Annotated in this window: 13 protein-coding genes; 5 read left to right on the forward strand and 8 right to left on the reverse strand. The window is 61.7% G+C overall.

The features are described from left to right. Positions 1-7: 7 nt before the first annotated feature. The gene (gene proS / locus ACZ5C7_RS05545) at positions 8-1,495 is read right to left on the reverse strand and encodes a proline--tRNA ligase (RefSeq protein ID WP_464375355.1); all 1,488 of its coding nucleotides are present in this window, start codon (positions 1,493-1,495) and stop codon (positions 8-10) included. Between the two features lie 174 nt (positions 1,496-1,669). Here proS and ACZ5C7_RS05550 point away from each other — a divergent pair, with 174 nt between their 5' ends. Together ACZ5C7_RS05550 and ACZ5C7_RS05555 are read left to right on the forward strand one after the other, a co-directional pair. Beyond that, complete coding sequence (locus tag ACZ5C7_RS05550) at positions 1,670-3,979, forward strand: alpha-amylase domain-containing protein (protein ID WP_464375356.1); 2,310 nt, start codon at positions 1,670-1,672, stop codon at positions 3,977-3,979. Next, positions 3,961-4,932 (forward strand): quinone oxidoreductase family protein, encoded by a 972-nt coding sequence (locus tag ACZ5C7_RS05555; protein WP_464375357.1) that lies wholly within the window; start codon positions 3,961-3,963, stop codon positions 4,930-4,932. The genes ACZ5C7_RS05550 and ACZ5C7_RS05555 overlap by 19 nt, the downstream gene beginning before the upstream one ends. Before the next feature lie 103 nt (positions 4,933-5,035). On the opposite strand, the gene ACZ5C7_RS05560 is transcribed toward ACZ5C7_RS05555, so the two are convergent. The 5 genes from ACZ5C7_RS05560 to ACZ5C7_RS05580 form a co-directional block, all read right to left on the reverse strand. Further along, positions 5,036-5,563, reverse strand: coding sequence for a polymer-forming cytoskeletal protein (locus ACZ5C7_RS05560; RefSeq protein WP_464375358.1), 528 nt, complete (start codon positions 5,561-5,563; stop codon positions 5,036-5,038). Positions 5,564-5,814: 251 nt separating this feature from the next. Continuing rightward, positions 5,815-6,303: an 8-oxo-dGTP diphosphatase gene (locus tag ACZ5C7_RS05565; protein ID WP_464375359.1), complete on the reverse strand. Its 489-nt coding sequence runs from the start codon at positions 6,301-6,303 to the stop codon at positions 5,815-5,817. 80 nt (positions 6,304-6,383) lie between these two features. Then, the gene (locus tag ACZ5C7_RS05570) at positions 6,384-10,226 is read right to left on the reverse strand and encodes a UvrD-helicase domain-containing protein (protein WP_464375360.1); all 3,843 of its coding nucleotides are present in this window, start codon (positions 10,224-10,226) and stop codon (positions 6,384-6,386) included. Further along, on the reverse strand, positions 10,219-11,262 hold the full coding sequence (locus tag ACZ5C7_RS05575) for a hypothetical protein (RefSeq protein WP_464375361.1): 1,044 nt from the start codon (positions 11,260-11,262) through the stop codon (positions 10,219-10,221). Before ACZ5C7_RS05575 ends, ACZ5C7_RS05570 begins: the two co-directional genes overlap by 8 nt. Next, entirely contained in the window at positions 11,255-13,636 is a 2,382-nt protein-coding gene (locus ACZ5C7_RS05580; RefSeq protein WP_464375362.1) for a PD-(D/E)XK nuclease family protein, read from the reverse strand. Before ACZ5C7_RS05580 ends, ACZ5C7_RS05575 begins: the two co-directional genes overlap by 8 nt. Positions 13,637-13,835: 199 nt before the next feature. Here ACZ5C7_RS05580 and ACZ5C7_RS05585 point away from each other — a divergent pair, with 199 nt between their 5' ends. Together ACZ5C7_RS05585 and ACZ5C7_RS05590 are read left to right on the forward strand one after the other, a co-directional pair. Then, positions 13,836-14,246 carry a CBS domain-containing protein gene (locus ACZ5C7_RS05585; protein ID WP_464375363.1) on the forward strand — a complete coding sequence of 137 codons (411 nt, stop codon included), beginning with the start codon at positions 13,836-13,838 and terminating at the stop codon, positions 14,244-14,246. Between the two features lie 249 nt (positions 14,247-14,495). Next, entirely contained in the window at positions 14,496-15,134 is a 639-nt protein-coding gene (locus tag ACZ5C7_RS05590) for an NAD(P)-dependent oxidoreductase (protein ID WP_464375364.1), read from the forward strand. A gap of 219 nt (positions 15,135-15,353) precedes the next feature. Here the strand turns inward: ACZ5C7_RS05590 and ACZ5C7_RS05595 are convergent, their stop codons facing one another. Beyond that, positions 15,354-16,802 carry an APC family permease gene (locus tag ACZ5C7_RS05595; RefSeq protein ID WP_464375365.1) on the reverse strand — a complete coding sequence of 483 codons (1,449 nt, stop codon included), beginning with the start codon at positions 16,800-16,802 and terminating at the stop codon, positions 15,354-15,356. Positions 16,803-16,978: 176 nt separating this feature from the next. Here ACZ5C7_RS05595 and ACZ5C7_RS05600 point away from each other — a divergent pair, with 176 nt between their 5' ends. Next, on the forward strand, positions 16,979-17,134 hold the full coding sequence (locus ACZ5C7_RS05600) for a hypothetical protein (protein ID WP_464375366.1): 156 nt from the start codon (positions 16,979-16,981) through the stop codon (positions 17,132-17,134). Positions 17,135-17,270: 136 nt separating this feature from the next. Here the strand turns inward: ACZ5C7_RS05600 and ACZ5C7_RS05605 are convergent, their stop codons facing one another. After that, a complete protein-coding gene (locus ACZ5C7_RS05605; RefSeq protein WP_464375367.1) occupies positions 17,271-21,098 on the reverse strand; it encodes a S8 family serine peptidase in 3,828 nt (1,275 codons plus the stop codon). Positions 21,099-21,116 lie beyond the last annotated feature (18 nt).

The following is a 21,116-nucleotide window of genomic DNA, read 5'->3' on the forward strand; positions in this document are numbered from 1 at the left end:
GGCGATTTTAGTAGGATTTTGCGAAGTAGGCGATCTGATCCGCGGGTTCCCCACAAACCGCACACGCCGCGTCATCGTCGTCGGGGGTTTCCGGGACGCCCGTCGTCGAGCCGCCTTCTTCAGCCAGCGGCTGCATAACAATTTCCGCGGAGACCTTCTCCTTGATCGCCTCCTCGCAAGCCGGGTCGCCACACCACGGCACTCGAACGTAGCCGCCGTGTTTGCCGATCGTCCCCATGATTTCTTCAGGGCTGTCTGCCTCGCGAACGTTGTTCTCGAGAGTCTCTTCTGCGGCGGCGTAGAGTTTGTCGTAGACCGCATCGAGGTTCGACTCGACGGTATCGACGATGCCGGATCGATCCTCAAAGACCTTCTCGTTGTCCGGTCGGTGAACCAGCGTGACCTCCTCGTCGTCGACCTCGTTCGGACCGATCTCGAGTCGAAGCGGAACGCCGTTGAGTTCGTGTTCGTTGAACTTGAAGCCGGGATTGCGTTCGTCCCGGTCGTCGAGTTCGACGCGAACGCCGGCGTCCTCGAGTTCCGCGGCGATCTCCGCGGAGTACTGTAGGACCTTGTCTTTGGTATCTTCCTGCCAGATCGGGACGATGACGACCTGCGTCGGGGCGATCGTCGGCGGAAGCACGAGCCCCTGATCGTCGGAGTGGGTCATGATGAGCGCGCCGAGTGCGCGCCAGGAGAGCCCCCACGAGGTCGTGTAGGCCGTCTGCTCTTCCTCGTCTTCGTCGACGAACGTGATGTCGAACGCCTCGGCGAAGCTCTGTCCGAGGTGGTGGCTCGTGGCGCCCTGGACGGATTTCCCGTCGGGCATCAGGGCCTCGACGGTCGTCGTCGTATCCGCGCCGGGGAACTTGTCGTGTTCGGGCTTTTTCCCGCGAAGCACGGGAATCGCGAGCACGTCCTCGAACACTCGCTCGTACTGGCCGAGTCGGGTCCAGACCTCGTCCCACGCACCTTCGTTGGTCGCGTGGGCGGTGTGGCCCTCCTGCCACATGAACTCCTTCGTTCGGAAGAACGGCTTCGTCTCCGTGGCTTCCCACCGAACGACCGAACACCACTGGTTGAGCCGAAGCGGCAGGTCCCGGTGGCTTCGGGTCCAGTCGGCCATGAACGGGGCGATGATCGACTCGCTCGTCGGCCGCACCGCCAGTCGCTCCTCGAGTTCGTCGTGACCGCCGTGGGTGACCCAGGCGACTTCGGGGTCGAAGCCTTCGACGACGTCCTTCTCGCGCTCCAAGAAGGACTCGGGGATGAACATCGGGAAGTAGACGTTGTCGACGCCGGTCTCTTTGAACCAGCCGTCGAGTTCGTCCTGCAGGCGTTCCCAGAGGGCGTACCCGCGGGGCTTCGTCACGATGAAGCCGCCCATCGGCGCGTAGTCGGCGATGTCGGCCTTCTGAACGACTTCGGCGTACCACTCGCCGGGTTTGTGCGATTTAGACTCGGTGATCCCGAGTTCCTGACTCTCGTTGCTCATACCACGACATGCAGTCAGCGCGGCCTTAAACGATGCGAAGGTGGGTCGGGGAGTGTCACGGTCACTCGAGGATTCGGCCCGGACGACCAGTGTCAGATCCTCGAATGATGGAGTTTCGAACTGTCGTTAAAAACATTATGTATTATTACTTCCCACGTTATTGACCCTGTTGCCATGGGAGATGACCACAGGCAAAACAGGGAGCGACGACAGGGCGGTATCGACCGACGGACCAGTCTCGATCGACGAACGGTCATGAAAGCCAGCGCGGCGCTCGGAACGCTCGCGGTCTCCGGTTCCATGCTCGGAACGGCCGGTGCACAGTCGCTGCCGGAGCAGCCCGAAGCCGACGAAGACACCGTTGCCCTGCAGTTTTTCCATCGGGAGTGGAACGAAATCGAAGCACAAATTCCGGACATCGCCGAAACGGGATTCGACGCCATCTGGGTTCAACAGCCGGCCGAAGGAAAGCTGGATTGGGACGACCTCACCTACGACGGAAGCACGGGCCACTACGACGAGGTCGGCCCCTTCGGCCACCGCGATCCCCATCCCCCGCTCGGCTACCAGCCCGTCGACCTCGAGAACTTCGACTCCTCGCTCGGAACGGAAGCCGAACTCGAGTCGCTGATCGAGACCGCTCACGAGCACGATATCGAGGTCATCGTCGACGTCGTCCTCAACCACATGGCCAACCCCGACGGCCCCGACGGAACCGTCGACTGGCCGCAGTTCGACGAGGACGAACACTTCCACGACAACGGGACGCTCGGCGACGACTGCGAGCTCGACGGCGAGGCGGCAGACTACGAGTGCGATCTGCTCGGTCTGCCGTCGCTGGACGTGGACCACCCGGAGGTCCAGTCCGCCCACGAGGCCTACCTCGAGAAGGTCGCCGAGTTGGGTGCCGACGGGCTCCGCTACGACGCGGCCGCCCACGTCTGGCCGTGGTACATGGAAGAGCACGTCAATCCGCTCGCCGACGACCTCGGCCTCTGGCGGGTCGCCGAAGTCTGGGACGAAGGCGACGTCGACGGCCTGCTCGAGTGGGCCGACACGGGGATGACCGTCTTCGATTTCCCATTGTACTCGGCCATCGCGGACGCGTTCGATAACGGCAGCATGGAGAACCTCTCCCAGAACGCCGCACCCGGCGTCGTCCATCAAGATTCGAGCGCGGCCGTTACGTTCGTCCAGAATCACGACACCGTCGGCCCGAACGTCCAGGAGACCGACGACGCACAGACCGTCCCCGAAGGTCGCGAGGTCGAACTCGCCGAAGCGTTCGTCCTCGCCTACGCCGGCATGCCGATACTCTATCGCTCCGGGCCCGGCGATTACCACGAACTCGAGGACGACGATCTGTCGACGCTCGTCGGAGTCTCGAACGAGTACGCGCGCGGCGATGTCCTCGACCGCGACGTCGGCATCGACCACTACGTCTTCGAGCGGGAAGGTAACCTCCTCGCGGGAATCAACAAAGGGAACCAGCCCGAATCGGTCGCGGTCGAAACGTCCTGGAGCGAGACCATCCTCGTCGACGCCACCGGCAACGGCGATGACCTCGAGGTCGGCGAAAGCGGCGAGGTCACGCTCGAGATCCCCGGCGAGGGATACGTTATGTATGTCCCCGACGACGCCGGTCCGAACCCGGACGCAGACGCAGTTTCGTTCGACTCGAACGAGTACGTGGTCGACGAGGGTGAAACAGCCGAAGTCAACGTTACTGTCAGTGCCGGTGAAGAAGACCTCGAGGACGAGGTGGTGCTCGCGGTCGACGGAACCGACGCGGCGAGCGAGAGCGTCTGCGTCGATGCCGAATCGTCTACCTCGGTCGTCTTTGACGTGGAGACGGACGACCTCGAGAAAGGCGAGTACAACCAGATAGTCACAATTTCGGACGATTCCGACACCGCCTCGCTCGTCGTCGGCGATGACGAAGACGGTGAACTCACGTTGCGGACGACGGTCGAGGTCGAGTACGGCGAGTCCGTCTACTTCACCGGGAGTACCGACGAACTCACCGACTGGGGCGGCGGGGTCAAAGAACCTGGTCGGAAGGTAACGTCTGGGAGGTCACCGTCGACGACCCCGGCGAGTTCGAGTGGAAGACCCGACGCGGGCCGTCCGGCGAAACGGGAGACACCTGGGAGGATGGCGACAATCACGACCACACCGACCTCGAGCCCGTTCATCAGGGGTGGGACGACGGCCCCACGTGATCGTCGGTTCATCCCGCGATTGACGAGTGTACGATCGGATCGCCCTTCGGACGTGGTCAGTTCCGCCGGTCGGAGTTCGGTTGGATCCGCCGTCGGAAGTTCAGTTTGGTCCGCCGTTCGGAACCGATCGGATCGCCCATCCGGAGCCCGGCTGAAACCCTTTCCGAGCGCTCGAGTAGAAACGGTCGCCCGGTTCCTATCAGTTCTCACCCTTTTATGCGACTGCGTTACGAATGGTAACTTATGCGAGCTATCGAGATAACAGCGTACGGAGACAGTGACGAACTCGAGGTCGTCGACGAGGAGAAACCCGATCCCGATCCCGGCGAGGTTCGAATCGAGGTCGAAGCCGCGGGAATCAACTTCGCGGACATCATGCAACGTCGCGGGGTCTACCCGGGCGGTCCTGACGCGCCCTACACGCCTGGCATGGAAGCCGCCGGAACGATCGACGCGACAAGCGAAGGCGTCGACCTCGAGGAAGGCGACCGCGTCGTCGCGATGCTCAACACGGGCGGCTACGCCGAGTACGCGACCGCGAACGCGCAGATGCTGTTTCCGATTCCCGAAGGCATGAGCTTCGAAGAAGCCGCCGGATTTCCCGTCCAATTCCTCACCGCACACTCCTGTCTGTTCGAGTGGGGCGGCCTCGAGGAGGGCGAATCGGTCCTGATCCAGGCCGCGGCGGGCGGCGTCGGCACGGCCGCCGTACAGCTCGCCTCCCAGGCCGGTGCCGAGGTCTTCGGAACCGCGAGCACGCAGGAAAAGCTCGAACTCGCCGAAGAACTGGGATGTGATCATCCGATCCAGTATACGGAGGTCGACTTCAGAGAACCGATCGAGGAGGAAACCGACGGCGACGGCGTCGACCTCGTTCTCGAGAGCGTCGGCGACGACGTGTTCGATCGCAGTCTCGACTCACTCGCCCACTTCGGTCGGCTCGTCACCTTCGGCGTCGCCAGCGGCGTTCCGGCCGAAGCGCAGAATCGACGGCTCCTCTTCGAGAACAAGACCGTTTCCGGCTTTCACCTCGGGCAGGCGTCCTACCACGACCCGAGCAAGATCATGAAAGCCGTTCCGGAACTCACCGAGGGGCTAACGTCGGGCGATCTCGAGGTTATCGTCGGCGAGTCGTTCCCGCTCGAGGAGGCGGCGAACGCACACCAGTATATCGAGGACCGCAAGAGTTCGGGGAAAGTCGTTCTCAAACCATAGCGAGCGGTGCCAGACAACTGATCGCGAGGGGCCGGCGGCCGTGGCGCTGATCCGGGCGACACCGTCTAAAAAGATTTGTGAACTGATTCCGCGAGCAGGGACGTTATTCGGTCTCGGTAACCTCGCCGTCGATTTCCGTTTCGCTCCCCTGCTCGACGGTCGCGCCGGTTACGTCACCGCTGACGTCGTTTTCAGCGCCGAGCGTAACGTCACCGTCGGCTTCGATATTGCCGTCAATGTCGACATCTTCGCCCGTCTGGACGTCGCCCGTCGTGGTGACATCTCCGTCCACGTCGGTGTCGTCTCCGAGATCGACGGTACCATCAGCGTCGATACCGCCGTCGATGTCGACGTCTGCGTGGGCAGTTACGCCACCGTCCGAGTTGACATCACCGTCGACTTCCGAATCTTCGGCGAGTTCGACGTCACCGTCCGCATCGATCGATCCGTCGATAGAGACATCCGTAGCGATACCGACCGAGCCGTCTTCGTCGACAGCGTCGGTATCTTCGTCGATCACGACATCGAGTTCTCCAACCAGTCCGAGCTCGCCGCCACCGTTGTCCTCGGACTGATTGCCGTTTCCGTTGGATTCGTTTCCGGGATCGTCTCCATTGTCATCGTCATCCATACAACCGGCAAGTCCGGCTACAGCAACGCCTACAACTGTTCCGATGAACGTTCGACGTCGCGTCTGGTTCGATGACATAGCATTTGCCCTATGAAAAAGTCGTCACATAAATCCCTTCTGAAAAGTCCTAATTCGGCGAGATTATACAACAGAATCAAATCGCACGAGGGCGAGGCGATTACTCTGCTCAACGGGTTTTGACCTGCCGAACAGGCGAACTGAGCGATCGCGACACGCGGTTTGGTGACCGATCATCGGTGCGCTTCCGAAAACGAGACGGACCACTCGAGATCGTGATCGACGAACTTGGCCTCGTCGAGCGGTTCACCGCCCGCAAAGCGGAACTCGCCTCGAACCGTTTTCCCTTCGAGGACGCCGGGGAGCCAGTATCGATCGTCTTCCCACATTCGATCGTACGGGACGTCCTCGATAGCGAACCACTCCGGGCACGCCTCCGCGGTCGTCGTCGGCTCGCCCTCGAACGAATCCGTACGAAAGACGTGACAGTCCGTGTGGACGGTCCCGTCGAGAACGAACTGTAACTCACCGACTTTCTCGGGCTCGGAGACCTCGATACCCACCTCCTCGCGTGTTTCCCGAATCGCACACGCCCGAGGCGTTTCGCCGTCCTCGAGTTTTCCGCCGGGGCCGTTGTACAGTCCGTCGCCGAGCCCGCGGCGTTTCTCGATCAGCAGTACACGGCCGTTCCGAACGACGAAACAGAGCGTCGCCTCGATCATACTCGACTAGTGGATACGCCACTGCCAAATGTGTCTCGTTGATCAGGCACAAACTTGACTACTCGAGAATCGCGGGTAGGTCACTCTCCGGTACTGCCACCGTCCGCTTCGAGCGAGCTGATCTCTTCGATTTCGTCGGCTTCGTTGGGCATGTGCTCGTCGGGACCACAGCCCAGCGAGCGGTGGGCACAGAACTGACAATGAGAACCCGGCGTCGTCTCAGTAAACGCCGGTTCGTCGACGGATTCGAGCGAATCTCGAACTGCCGACCACACCGGGAGGTCGTCCGGGTCGATGAGCTCCACCCGCGGTTCGTCGACCTCGCCGACGTACACGTAGCCCACTGCGGCAATTGGCTCCTCAAACACCCGCTCGCACGCTCGAGCGTACAGCGACAGTTGGACGGCGTCGTCGGAACTGATCCGCTCGACCGTCGCCTTGTAATCGAGGACGACCAGTTCACCCGAAGGCGTCCGTCGCACCGAATCGGCGTAGCCGACGACATCGCCCGCAACGCCGGAAACGTCCTCGAGGACGAACGGGAGTTCGGCCGCGACGGAGTTCCAGTCGGCGACCGGAACGTCGAACTCGGGCGATTCGGCCTCGAAATACCGTCCGATGCAGCCGAGGACGGCCTCGCGGTGCTCGAGGGAATTTCGCGCGGTGAGCTGTCTGGTGGCCGCTTCACGCCAGGCGTCCTCGGTATCGTAGCCGCGGTGGAACGCCTCTTCGGCAACGTCGTGGAAGATTGAACCGACGAGACGGCTGTTTTCCCGTCCGTTCGTCGTCGACTGATCCGCGTCCGACAACGACGCCTCGAGGTCTCGAGCGAGCGTTCGATCCGGATCGTCGAACGCCCGAACGACGTGATCGAGGTAGTGCTTTCGCGGACACGTCTCGTGGGTTTCGAGCGCGCTGTAGCTGTGTCGGATCGTCGCCTCGAGTTCGGAGACGCTCTCGAGCGTCTCGACTGGAAACCGAACCGTCTCCGCCGTCAGCGCGCTCGCCTGCCGGTCCGTCGGGATGTCGAATCGGTCCTCGACTTCGAGCACGCTCGAGGCGTCGGCGGCCGGAAGCAATCGGTTTTCCCGAAGCAGTCTACCGAGCTGGTGGACCGTCTCGATGGCCTGTCGCGTCTCGAGCGGTTCGATCCGCCGATCGTCGTAGTCCTGGTAGTACGTGATCGTTCCTGGGTTCGTGCGTGCGGTGTCCGAAAGCGTCTCTGTACAGTCGACGACCGTTTCCGGGTACTGCTCACGAACGGTTTCGAAGCTCTCGATCACCGTCGTCCAGAGGTCCATCCGTTTCCCTGCCACGGACCACTCGATTTCGTCGGCGAGACAACTCTCGGCCGTGGAAACGGACAACTGCGTCTCGTCGCCGTCGTACTCGTAGGCCGACCCGAACACGAACAGGTGGTTTTCGGCTCGAGTGAGCGCGACGTGTAACACGCGCCACTCCTCGCCGAGCGGGTCGGCTGCGAGGTTCTCGAGCAGGGGCGAGTCGATTTCGTCGGCGAGCGTCGCCTCGAGGAGCCGGTACCGATCTCTTCGGGCGTAATCACCGTCGACACACCATTCTTCGTCCGAGAGGAAGGGGACGAGGACGGTGTCGAACTGGAGCCCTTTCGCCTGATGGACCGTCATCACGTCGACGCTATCCGCCGATCGCGATCCGCGACTGAACGACGACTCGCTCCCGCGGAACGTTCGCTCGATGGCATCGACGAACCGCGGCGTGAGGCGGTCCAGCACCGAGTCCCCGTTATACCCCTCGATGAACCGATCGATCCGCTCGAGTTCCGTTCGCTCGTCGGCAGTCAGGAACCACTCGAGGTTCGTTTGTTCTCGGAAGCGCCGAACGAACTCCGAGAGCGGGTAGACATCCTGAATCGACTCGAGGGCCTCGAGGTCGTCGCGGGCCCGCTCGAGTCGGTTGACGGCGTCGATCGATCCGTACTCGCCGCCATCGTCCTCACTGCGACCGGTGAGATCGAGGTCGAACAACGCCTCGTACAGCGAGCCGTCGCGGCGAGCGAGCGCCTCGAGGTCCGATTCGGGGATTCGATACCGGTAGAGCAACACGCGACGGAGGTGCACATCTGCGTCCTGATCGACCAGTACGCGGAGATACGAGAGGACCGTCCGGATACCGGGTGAAATCTCACCTCGCGGCGACCCGGAAACTTCGTAAGGAATCCGAAGGTTCTCGAGTTCGTTGGCGACGGCCTGTGCCTGCCGGTTCGTTCGAACGATGATCGCGACGTCCTCGAGCGAGCGCTGCGGGACGTTCTCGAACTGGTCGTTGAGCAGTCGGGAAACCGCTGCGCCGACCTGTTCGGATGGCGACCGGGGGAGTTCGTCGCTTTCGACTTTCAAGAGTCGATGCGGCGGGTCGGGCTCGTTGTACTCGCCGGCCGTCCGATCGTTCTCTCGAAGCGTCTTCGAGTCCTGGGGACCGTACGAACAGTGGTTCGTCAAGTCGAGGATCTCCTGACGCGAGCGGAAGTTTAACTCGAGTTCGATCGACTCGTGGTCGTTATCGGTGTTGGCAAGTCGGTCGAGACCCTTCCGATCGGTGCCCCGCCAGCCGTAGATCGCCTGATCCTTGTCGCCGATTGCGAGTAAGTCGGGACGTGTCGCCCCCTCGGTGAGCGCTCGAATGAGTCGGAACTGCGTCTCGTCGGTATCCTGAAACTCGTCGCAGTAAACGTGGTCCCAACGACCCGCAATTTCGTCGGCGACGGAATTCGGTTCTGTCTTGCCGGCTGTACTGGTGGCCGTGTCGTCGCCCGTGGACGGCCCATCATCTCCCTCGGTGAGTAGCCCGGTCGCGGTCCGAACGAGTTCGTCGAAGTCGACGGCGTGATCGTGCGCTAAGGTCTCCCGGTAATCCGCGTAGACGTCGGTATAGTGTCGGGCGAGCCGCAGAAACTCGACATAATGTTTCAGCCGGCCGAACGGCGTCTGTTCGAGTCGACCGGTCGAATCGCCCCAGATTTCGTTTCCGAACAGAGCTCTCGGCAGGTGCTTCGTCGTCGGTTCCTCGAGCGAGAGCGTCTCGAGCGTGTTGGTGACGCAGGTCTGGAGCGCCCGGAGATACTGGTCGATCGTCCGAACGACCGGCTCCGCTCGAAACTCGCTCGGCGCTTCCGCGATTTTCTCACGACAGAATCCGACCAGCTTGCCGTATTCGATCAGCGATTCGCGGGCCGCCTCGAGGTGGTCGGGATCGTTGAAGAACCGAAATGCCTCGTTGTCGAAGGAAAATTCCTCGCTCGCGGTCTCCTCGAGCCAGAGGACGAACTCGGTACACAACTCGAGCGTGCGAACCGGGGGGAGTTGTGACTCGAGTCTCTCGGGATCGACGTTCTCCTGGCTCATCGTCGCAATGAACCAGTCGATGGCGTCGGCGAGGTCCTCGGGGGAGCCGTCGCCGCGGGCGGGGGCCGCCGCGAAGTCGTACTCGGTTTCGGCGAGCAGGCGGCCCACGATCCGCCGTCGCTTGCGTTCGGTCACGACCTCGAAATCGGGCGAGAGCCCGAGATAGTAGGCGTACTCGCGAACGAGCTGGTAACAGAACGAGTGGTAGGTGTAGACGTCGATGGCCGCGGCGGCTTCGGGGTCGAGCCGGTCCGTTACCGCCTCGCGAATGTTCGAGGCGGCCTCGTTCGCGAAGGTGAGGACTAGCACGTTCTCGGGGTCGACCTCTCCGCGTTCGATCGCGCGTTCGATCCGCATGAGCATCGTCGTCGTTTTGCCGGTTCCAGCACCCGCGTCGACGGAGGTCGAGGCGCTCTCGCTTTCGATAACCGCTCGCTGATTCCCCTTCGGCTCGAGCGGATCTGACTCGGTCGGATCAGCCCGCTCTGATCCGACCGACCCGGAGAAATCATCGAGCCTCGGTTCGTGTGGATCACCCATCGAAACGCACCTCCTGAGAGAGGTACTCGGGACAACAGACCGCGTACCCACAGCCTGGACACGATTCGGATTCGATCTGGTCCCACTGTCTCGAGGGATCGAACGACTCGGAAATGAGCCGTTCAACGACGGTTGCGAGGCGACTCTCGATCGTTTCGTTTCGGTGTTCGTGTGTCATGCCGAACGTGTGGTGATCGATGAAGACGTTTGTCAGGTCGATTCCTTCGAGGCTCGTCTCGACGGTTTCGCTGACCCAATTGACCGAGTTCTGCGAGCGGTCTGCCAGCGGAATCAGAACGTACCGGCAGGTTCGACCCTCGAGACCGAGTCGATCGCACAGGTCGCGGAGCCCGTCGAGAACAACAGCTGTCTCGAGGAGCGTGCCGACCGGTCCGGGTTCGAACGTCGAATCGTCGGGCTCGAAGTGATCCGAAAACAGCGTCTCGACGTCTCCCTCCCACGACGACCGGTAGCGGAGAAGTCCGAGCGAGTCGATCGTCGGAACGAAGCGGACGCCCACGAGCGAGGATCCCTCGCCGTAAACGTAGTCGACGGCCGACTCGAGGGTGACGGAACGAAGCGATTCGGCGGAATCGGATGGAACCGAACTCGCCATCGAAACCGAAACGCTCGACGACAGCGAGAGCGCTGGACCAATCAGTTCTCCCGCAGCGTTCGTGTTTCGAAGGTCATCGAGACCCGACGCGTGGGCCGTCCCGACCGCATCGACGTACGCCCGCGCGGTCGCGTCGAGAACCCGGCGTTCGAATTCTCGCTGGGCTCGCGAGTGAAACCGTTCGTCGTACTCACTCCAGAGCGTCGAAAGTCGCTCGAGGATGACCTCCTCGAGGAGTTCCGAATCGGTTTCGCCGGTTCGAAGCCCGTCACAAATCGCTCGCCGAAGGAGGGCGACTCGGTCCGTCGACGGCGAGTCGGCCTCGTCCCTCTGTAGTTCCTGCACGTGGGCGAACTCGTACCGACGAGGACAGCGGAGGTACGACTCGAGCGCGTCGACTGAGAGCCGTCGGTCACTCACGGCGGCTCACCTCCCCGGCGGCGAACTCGAACTGAGAGTACACCGCGTTTTCGAGTTCCTCGTCGATATCGCTCTCGGCGAGAACGAGCGCGATCTCCTCGAACAGCGCCTCGGTCTCCGCGAGGTCGGCGTCGCCGCCGGTGCTCGCCTCTCGCAAGAGCCGATCGAGTTCGCCGCGGGGCTGGTCGAGCAGCGCCTCGAGTGCGTTCGACTCGCCGTAAATAGCCGCCTCTCGGCCCGTTGTGTCGACGTCCTCGAGCGAACAGTTCGGTTCCCGCTCGAGGAGTTTCAGGTATCGTGATTCGTCGTGGGTCCGGCGGAGTCCGTCCGATTCTCGTTCGTACGAACAGCAGTAGAGGCGCTCGGTCGCCGCTCGCGTGCCGATTGCCAGCCGTCTACGAGCGCGCTGGGCGTGATAGGTTTCGAAGGGATCCGTGACGGATTCCCCGTCAGTAATCGGCTCGAAGGTTCGCTCGAGATCCCGCGGATCGGGATCGGTGACGGCCGGGTAGTGGGACATCTCGCGGAGCCAGGCCGTCGGAAACAGTTGCGTTAGCGCCGGGTCGCCGGGATAGTTCGATTCCGTCACGTCGAGCAGGAAGACGACGGCGTGTGGATCGGACGCCAGTTCGTCGATCGCACAGACCGTCACTCCGCCCGCCTGCGCCTGGGTGTCGACCGCGTGGACGTGCGGGGCGTCGTATCTGATCGTCCGCTCGAGCATCCGTCGCAGGCCTTCCCAGTCGGGACCGACGAGGTCCGTTTCCTCGACGAAGCGAGCGATTTCGAGCACCCGTCGAACACCCTCGAACTGCTCTCTGGCGTCGATCCACGCCTCCTCGTTCGAGATGCGACCTTTCAGGTCCGTCCGAACGATCCAGCGTTCGACCGATCGCGAGACGCTCGCACCAGTACACTGATCCAGAAGATCCACGGAAAATTCGTCGACGCGAGCCTCGAGGCGATCGTGCGCAACGATTCGTTGTTCACTTCGGCGCGTATCACGGCGGGCTTGCGTTGGCTCCGCCTCGTCCAGACCTGCGGGGAGCGTCCCGTCCTCGCGAGCACACTGGAGCGTAACGAACGCGTAAAGTTCGTTGACCGCGGGATCCTCCGCGAGCGAGGGAACGCCGATCGTGGCCGTCGGGATGGACGCGTCTCGGAGTCGGGTTCGGGTTTCGGGAACCTGTTCGACTCGAGGGACGGCGACCGCGATGTCATCGTATCGCAGGGAGTCCCGTCGATCACGGATCGATTGGACCTCCGTCGCGACCGCATCGACTTGCTCGCGGCGCGTTCGAGCACGGATGCGTCGGGCGGTCCCCGTGTTGGTTCGCTCACCGTCCGAACCAGTCGTTCGTCCCGTGGCGAGAAATTCCGTGATCGGACGGTGTGGAGGACGAGAGTCGAGACCGGGGTCGGAGTCCGAACGCGTCCGGCCATCGCCCGCAGATCGGCCCTCGGCGACGTGTTCGATTTCGAGGCCGTCAGCGATTTCCTCGATCGAACCGGGTTCGACGCGCGTTCGCTCGGTGCTCGCGTGCGGTTCGCCGAGACAGACGAGGGTCGCATCCTGAGAGAGCGCCGCGAGGTACCGTCGATCGAGGTGGCGAAACTCCTCGAATTCGAGCGCGAATACGGCATCGAACGAGGATGCGACGCGGCTTCTAACGCCATCTCTGTCCGCCTCGAGGAGGTCGACCGCCCGCGGGACCACGTCGGCCCGTTCGACGTACCCCCGCGATTCGAGTTCCTCGTGGAACCGGTCGTTCATCGCGTAGAGGAACTCGAGGCAGTCGTGGAGCGCTGCAGTTCGGACGCGAGTATCGGGATGAGAAGGAGGAGACTCGACATCGTCGTCCGCTAGCCGGATGCGCTGTCTGGTCGCCTCGAGCAACAACTGTCCGACGTCACGGACGAAGCTCTCGTGGTCGGCCGCCCGCTCGAGATACGGCGGCACGTCTCGGCTCGCGCCGTCGATCACCAGCGAGATGAGTTCGATCCGCTCTTCGTACTCGAGGCGGTCGAGCGTCGGATCGTACTCCTCGAGAACCTTCGAGGCGTGTTCGGGAAGCGACTCGAGGCGCGGCGACTGGGGACCGGCAGTCGCGGTGTTCTCGCTCGGAGCCGTCCCTGAATCCGAAACCGGCTCCGTACCTGCAGTCGGTTCCGTGCCCGCGGTCGTGTACTCGCCCGCGAGCGCCTCGCGGACGCGTTCCAGTCCAGACGGATGTCGTTTCAGGACGAGGACGTTTTCGGACCCGTACTCGTCACAGAGGGTGTCGTACTCGGCTGCGACGAACTCGAGGATGTCACTGGGAAGCGTCGGCAAGACTTTGAGCGTCCCCTCGAGGGTGGGCGTGGTTCCGACCATCTGTTCGTATAGTCTCGTCTATGGGGCCGTCTCGTACTTAAACGCAAGCACGCGAGATTATCGCCGTCTGTGATAGATCGACCGCGTTCGGTGACAGCGAATCGGAACGTTCCAGAGAATAAACTGAAGACGGTTACATTTGCCGTTGGGCGAATCCGGCTTCGATACACATTATAGTGTTCACGCATAACACAGTCGTATGGACGATATTTTTGTCGCGAGACTGATGTCCACCACTCTGCACACGGTCAGCCCCGACACGCTGGTCGAGGAGGCGGGACAACAGATGCTCGAGAACGAAATCGGCTCGGTCGTCGTCGTCGACGACCAGAACCAACTCGAGGGAATCCTGACATCGACGGATTTCATCACGATCGTCGCCGAGAGCTACCCGAAAGCAGAGACAGAGGTTTCGCGGTACATGACGACGGACGTTATCACCGCGTCGGCACAAGATAGCATTCGCGAGGTCGCAGACATGATGGTCGAGCACGGCTTCCATCACGTCCCGGTGGTCAACGGCGACGAGGGAGTCATCGGGATCGTCACAAGTTCGGACCTCACAGCCTACCTCTCACACGTCGAGACGCCGAGTCCCGGCGGAGAGTAGCTACGTTCCGGCCGAGGGTAGCCAATTCCGGCGGAGAGCAGGGCAGTTCGTCTCTTCTCGCGTGTCCCGTCTCGGCGAGCGTGGATACCCGTCTTCCGCCGTGAACAGGCTTTCTCGACGATGTGTCCATTCGTTTCGAAACTATCACCAGCAGTCTCGAGGGTGAACGAACGGACGAACGCGACACGAATTGACAGAAGTCGTGGTGAGACTTACCACAGAGGAGAACCAACGTGGGAACCCACCACGATGAACGTACTCGTATTCGGCGCGAGCGGACGAATCGGACGGCGGATCACGGACGAGCTCCTCGAGCGAGGCCACGAGGTGACCGGCGTCTCCCGAGACGGGGAGATCGACGGGATCGCCGATCCCAATCTCGAGACGGTCGCCGGCGACGCGACCGACGCCGACGAGGTCGCCGATTTCGTCGCGGGACACGATGCGGTCGCATCGGCGCTCGGCCCGACGGGAGACGAGGCGGTCGACATCCTCCTCGAGATGGCGGAGGCCCTCATCGACGGGCTGGGGCAAACGACCGTCGACCGCCTCGTCTGGACCGGCGGTGCGGGAGGGTTGGGTGTCGACCCGGACACGAAACTCATCGAGACCGACGAGTTTCCGGACGATCTCGTTCCCCTCGCACAGGCTCACATCGACGCCCTCGAGGTGATCCGCGAAGCCGACGACCTCGAGTGGTCGTACATCGCGCCGGCGGCCCAGATCGAACCCGGCGAGCGGACGGGAGAGTACCGAACCGCCGAGGGACGGCTCGTGGCTACCGATGACGGCGAGAGCCACATCTCGATGGCAGACTTTGCGGTCGCGTTCGTCGACGAACTCGAATCCGGAGACGCGATCCACACCCAACTCGGCGTCGGTTACTGACTCCGGCCCGAAGTCGGATACTGATCCTGACTCGGCGTCGGTTATTGATCTCAGATTAGCGTCGACTTCTGACAACCGGTTTCTTCGACCGCAGAACGAGCGAGCGGGACGCGTCATATCCGGTCTACTGTAACGATTTTCCGGAGCGGCCGCGGCCCTCCTGCGGTCGCTCCGGAAACACGGACAGCAGTCCCTACCAGAGAACTCGGTGCTCGAGAGTCAATCGTCGCCGTCGCTACTCCCGCCACCGATCGTTTCGTGTTTGTGTAGCAGGGCCATCCGTTCGCGGAGGTCCTCCCCGTTCTTTTCGGCCGCCCGAATGCGGTAGACGTACAGTCCCGAAACGAGAGCGATCCAGGTGAATACGAAGACGAGCGCGGAGGGCGCGCTGGCGGCGACCAGCACCATAAATAGTCCAGAAGCGACGATGTTACCGACTGCGACGACCTTGAGCACCGGCATCGGGAGTTTGTAAAACGAGTACTCGTAGCGCTGTGGGAACACCTTCGGCAGGTTCCAGAGCGCGACGCCGCTGATCATGAAGGCGACGAAGATTCCCGTCACCGTCACCGTCACCAGCCAGTCGAGAATATCGACGGTGAGAATCCCGTCGAGCGGACCGGTAAAGGGTGCGACGAGCAACGGCGGGAGTCCGAGCAGGAGGAGCGCTCGATGGGGCGTGTTAAACCGGTCGTGGATCCCCGCGAAAAACTCCGGAACGACGTCGTCGCGAGCCGCACGCATGATCGTCCGAGAGTAGGAGGTCAACAGGGTGTTGACCGTCGTGGCCGCCGCGACGAGCGCGCCGAAGGCGATGAAGGCGATCGCCCATCCCGGAAGGATTCCCTCGCTGACCGCCGCGAGGCCGCCGTCGACTGCCTCGCCGTCCTGGGCGACCTGTTCCCACGGCACCGCACCCACGAGCGCGACGATGACACCGATTGTCAACACCGCGACGAGGGACATGCCGACCGCGAGCACTCGAGGAATGTTCTTCGCCGGATTCTCGATTTCCTCGCCGATTTCGATGATCATCGCGAATCCCTGAAAGGGGATATACAGCGTGACGATAGCCAAGAAGAAGGGGCCGAGACCCTCGGCGAACGGTTCGCCCTCGCCGTCGGGGAACATCGGCGTGAAGTTCGCGGTGTCCATCGAGGCGAAGCCGCCGGCGATGAAGGTGATCATCGCGGCGATCAGGACACAGACCAGCCCGATCTGGATCTTCGCGGCCATCTGGATACCGACGTAATTGAGCGCCAGAAACGCCGCGAGAAGGAGCCAGACGGCGACGACGACGGGTGTCTCGACGAAGACGGGCAAGTACTCGGCAAAACCGAGCGCCGCGAACAGGAGGTACGACCAGACGGCCATGACGGGGACCGCGATCCCCAGAAACCCCCAATAGGGCCCGACGAGCCTCGAGGCGTAGACGTAGGTTCCCCCGGCGACCGGAATCGAGCCCCCCAACTGTAAGAGCAACAGGACGCCGAGGATCATCGGGACGACGGACGCGAGAATCGCGAGCGTGATCGACGGCCCCGCGGACGCGGCCATCTGCGTCGGTACGATAAAAATACTCATCCCCACCGCCGTTCCGATCAGTAACGCGACCGCCGCGATCGGTCCCACCCGTTCGTTAATCAATTTGTAGTCCTCAGCGGGCATCAACTATCACGATAGAGCATGACACCCAAGGAAACATCAATGTGTCCCTTGTGATGAATAGTTTCCAGGGTAAAAAAATTAGGCCTCTAGTTAACCGTCGTTAACTCCTCCTCAGAAACGGGTTGGATTCCATGTGGTAAGGTTTATCGTGAGCAATGATAATGTAACACACGACCATGGATCTCTATCCAGGGGTAACTAAAGTAACGGGTGTCTGTGGGAACTGTGGCGACGACCTGGTGATGTTTCTCTCACCGTACGCCGGGATTCTGGAAAACGGAGCGAACGAATGCAGTGACTGCGAGACGACCGACTTCCAGCGCGCCGTGTGAGATGGCGCTCTCTCGACAACTCGATCGAAAGCGAAGGCTTGAGGTGTAGTTCCCAGCGTAAAAATCTACTCCGCCGATCGTTTCCCCGCTAAGTCACCGCCAGTGACGGAGAGCGAACCGAAGTGTCGTATTACCGTCAGAGCGGAGCGGTCATCACGACCGTCGTTCCGACGAACGGCGTCCCGTCCTCGAGTTCGCCCACAACTGTGAGCGGAAGTGGAACCTCCGACTCGAATCCGTCAACCGACGCAAATCGTTTCAACGACGCTCTAACGAAATCGTTGGAAATAATCGCATCTGAGTTGACACACACGTGAATAGCATTTCCATCGTCGATCCGCTGTGGGCGTTCGGCTTCGGCGCCCGTTCCCCTGTGGATGGCTTCGGTGGACCCGAACCGAAGACTGTCGGTCTCAATCCGGTTGAGATCTAACTCGTCAGTCGATCGAATCGTAACCGGGATCAACCGGTTCGAATCGGGAGAAATCCGACCCGCAAGAACGGTGATTTCGATGGAAACCGTCTCGTCCGTCCGAACATCCAACGCCGCAAAGCTAGTAGTTTCGACGCGATTATCGTCGCGGTCGGTCGCGGCGAACGCCAGATCAATCCCGTTCTCGTACGCACTCGCGTCGACGCCGAGGACGAACCACCGAGAAGCGGCGTGGAGTACGTCGAGTTCCGTCCAGTCGCTCTCGTCTACGAACGGAGTCTCCTCAACCTGGTCGGTCTCCGCAACGAACGCTTCGAACTCACTCGTCGGCTTCGATACCTCGACGAAGATGGGCACGGATCCGGGTGAAAGTTCGTTGGAGAGATTCAGACCGGCGGCATGGACGGTGTCGATCCGTGGCGGCTTTACTCCCTCCTCGTAGCTCACCTCGTAGTCCGTGACCGTGGTCGTTTCGCGTTCGTTGTCACTTTCGTAGGACAGTTCACCGCCGCGCATCGAAAGCTCGATCGTACTCCCCGCATCGATATCTGAGACCGTCGTCGAAAAGCCAGGTTCAGAGGAGACGGCACCCATATCGACCTCTTCTCCGTCGACGAAGACTTCGTACCAGTTTGCCCCGTGGACGTTTACGACGTTTGGCGTAAACGTTCGCTGAGACTGGTCGCCGTACCAATATCCGCGACACTCGAGGTCGCCGTCGGTCGCGTTCCACGAGTCGAGTTTGCTCACGATTGGGTCGCGGTTGAACGATTGATAATATGTCGCCCCTCGTTCGGGTCGGAGTTCGGGTGCGCGAAAGATGTCGTACGTGTAGGGCGGTCCGCCCCAGTCGATCGAAGCAGTCCACTCGCCGCCGTACCGGCCGTCGGTATTGAGATACCACGTCTGTTCGATACGATCCTCGCCGATGGCGTAACGATTTTCTGGAACCGAGGAAACCGGGAAGCGGTCCTCGTCGGGATGGGTCGCCAGCGGCATTACCTCGTACGCTACGTCCTCGTCCGCCCGATGGTACAGGAACTGTTCTCTGGCGAGCGTGTCGGGGTCGATCGAGACGACGTTCTCATCCGGGCTGATCGAACGGTCACCGTAAAATAGGTGATACACCGTTGACGTGTCGAGATTCAGTTCTCCGTCGTCCTCGTCGGCGGGGACCATGACGTACTCGGACGTGAGATTCGTTGGATCGTCCTCGTCGATCGGGCTAACGTAGATCGTATTCTGCTCGTACTCACCTTGCAACATCGTCGCAAAGTGGTGGGTGCCACCGTCGTCGGACGTTCCGTGTAATCCTGTCCGAATCCGTTTTCCCACGAGCGACTCGGCTTCGAGCCGCTCCGTCTCGAGTTCGCGAAGAACCGTTTCGGTTTCGTCAAGCGTAACGTGGGTCCGCTCTCCGTCTACGACCTCCGTTCGATCGACAGTTAACGCGATATCGGTGCCGGTAGAGCCGCGGTCGAGAGAACCGCTGCTCCAGAAGACGAACTCGCCGTCTCCGGGGGTCCGGAACGTACACGTTCCGTCGTCGTCGAACCCGTACATATCGAGTTCGGAGAACTCCCCGTCACGCGACCAGACGTAGAGCGAATCGTCGCCAAAATCATCGTTGTGCTCGTGCGGTATCTTCTCGACGATCACTTCAGTTTCGTTGATGAATCCGAAAAGAGCTCGGTAGCTATTTCCCCCGTATTCCGCCGCAGATAGATCGGCACGATCGATGGTGAGGACACCGCCGTTTACTCCACTCGCGCCTTCCGGATCGATCTCGAGCACGAATTCGGCGCGCTCGCCGGAATCAAGCGACAGTGTCGATGGCTCTACGGTCGCGGTTTCCGGATGATTCGTCCCATCGTCGTTGTTAAACACCGTCGCCTCGGCCTCGAGATCGAGGGACTCTTCTCCGACGTTCTCGACAGGAATCGTCGCGGTATCCGTAACCCCAGTCGGACGAACGCCAAAGTTCGTCATCGTGTTTTCGACGCGAAGGTCGGCCTCGAGCGCCGCCCTCGCGTTCACCCGACCGCTTCCCTGTGAAAAGACGTTCTCGCCGTCGATCGGTCGTGCCGTCGACCGAACGATGTCAGCAATATCCGCAGGATCGCGGTCCGGATCCTGCTCGAGCAAGAGCGCCGCGATTCCGGAGACCATCGCCGCAGCTACGCTCGTTCCGGAATCGGTTGCGTACGGAAACTCCTCCGTATTGTCGCTTCCCGTAGCGGTGATCCGGTAGCCGGGTGCGACGACATCCGGCTTGACTCGCCTGTCGTACGGTGTCGGACCGCTATAGGAGACAGCAGAAACCTCGCTTTCATCATCGGTTGCACCCACGGTGATCGCGCGCTCGGCGTACGCGGGCGAGCTGAACGTGCCGTATCCCGGCCGTCCTGAAGATGCCGGCTCGTGGCCGACCGAAACGACAACGACGACGCCGGCATCGACGGCGGCATTAACGGCGTCCTCGACCGGATCGTCTTCCATTGGCGGAGCCCCGAGGCTCATGTTGATAACGTCGGCTCCCTCCGCAACGGCGTATTCGATACCTTCTACGAGCCACGACGAAGGCCCCACGCCGGAACTCGGCATCACTCGCACGTCCATGAGGTCGGCACCCGGTGCGACCCCGACGTACGTCCCGTCATCGGCGGAACCGTCACCGGCCACGACTCCCGCGATGTGCGTCCCGTGACTACCGCGACGATCGGGACCGGACGGTCCGAAATCTACTTCGTCGACGATGCGATCCCCGAAGTCAGGATGGTTTGCGTCGATGCCCGTATCGAGAACAGCAACCGAAACCCCCGAGCCGTCGACGTCGAACGATTCGCGAGCGTCGGGAGCCTCGACCTCCGCGGACGCTTCATCAACCATCGGCTCGTGGATCACGGAAAGACAAATCCGTTCGACGTGCGACGCGGTGAACAGCGGTTCGTCGGCGGAGCGCGCTGCCTCCTTCGAAATCTCTCCGGCGACGCCGTCGATGATATCGAACGACGTCGACGTGGTGACCGCGTCGACCGTCTCGAGGCGCGTTTCGCTCGGCGCGTCCACCTCGTCGTCGACCATGACGATGACCGGAATCGTATCGGTCTCCTCGTCTGTTAGCCCCTGATCGATGAGGTACTCGATATGAAAGCACTCTCGACCGTACCGATCGATGTCGACCGCCTTCGGGAGAACGTACGTTCCCTCAGCCGTTTCGACGACGTCGAGCGATTCCAATCCCGGCTCGGCGATGAGCTCGAAACCATCGTCTTCGCACTCGCAGACGGTTATTTTGTGTCCGGTAACGAGTGTAATGTCTATACCGCTCGAAGAACGAGTCCCCGAGGCACTGTATGCGTCTTCGTCTCGAGTCTCGTCGCTCGCGTCACCGTCAACGCCGGTTTCGTCCGCGTCCGTTCGGTGCGACGATGCTCCGGCCGCCGTCCCACTCAACACGCCGATACTCGCGGCGGACTGAAGGATGCGTCGACGAAGGTAGCCAGATCGATCAAGAGGGTTTGGAGCCATTCAAATAAGCCAATACAA

It is taken from the genome of Halostagnicola alkaliphila, from assembly GCF_055379965.1.

Coding starts and splice junctions, on each gene's coding strand:
- proS (WP_464375355.1), bottom strand. CDS start 1,495: ATGAGCAACGAGAGTCAGGAACTCGGGATCACCGAGTCTAAATCGCAC.
- ACZ5C7_RS05550 (WP_464375356.1), top strand. CDS start 1,670: ATGGGAGATGACCACAGGCAAAACAGGGAGCGACGACAGGGCGGTATC.
- ACZ5C7_RS05555 (WP_464375357.1), top strand. CDS start 3,961: ATGCGAGCTATCGAGATAACAGCGTACGGAGACAGTGACGAACTCGAG.
- ACZ5C7_RS05560 (WP_464375358.1), bottom strand. CDS start 5,563: ATGGATGACGATGACAATGGAGACGATCCCGGAAACGAATCCAACGGA.
- ACZ5C7_RS05565 (WP_464375359.1), bottom strand. CDS start 6,303: ATGATCGAGGCGACGCTCTGTTTCGTCGTTCGGAACGGCCGTGTACTG.
- ACZ5C7_RS05570 (WP_464375360.1), bottom strand. CDS start 10,226: ATGGGTGATCCACACGAACCGAGGCTCGATGATTTCTCCGGGTCGGTC.
- ACZ5C7_RS05580 (WP_464375362.1), bottom strand. CDS start 13,636: ATGGTCGGAACCACGCCCACCCTCGAGGGGACGCTCAAAGTCTTGCCG.
- ACZ5C7_RS05585 (WP_464375363.1), top strand. CDS start 13,836: ATGGACGATATTTTTGTCGCGAGACTGATGTCCACCACTCTGCACACG.
- ACZ5C7_RS05590 (WP_464375364.1), top strand. CDS start 14,496: ATGAACGTACTCGTATTCGGCGCGAGCGGACGAATCGGACGGCGGATC.
- ACZ5C7_RS05595 (WP_464375365.1), bottom strand. CDS start 16,802: ATGCCCGCTGAGGACTACAAATTGATTAACGAACGGGTGGGACCGATC.
- ACZ5C7_RS05600 (WP_464375366.1), top strand. CDS start 16,979: ATGGATCTCTATCCAGGGGTAACTAAAGTAACGGGTGTCTGTGGGAAC.
- ACZ5C7_RS05605 (WP_464375367.1), bottom strand. CDS start 21,098: ATGGCTCCAAACCCTCTTGATCGATCTGGCTACCTTCGTCGACGCATC.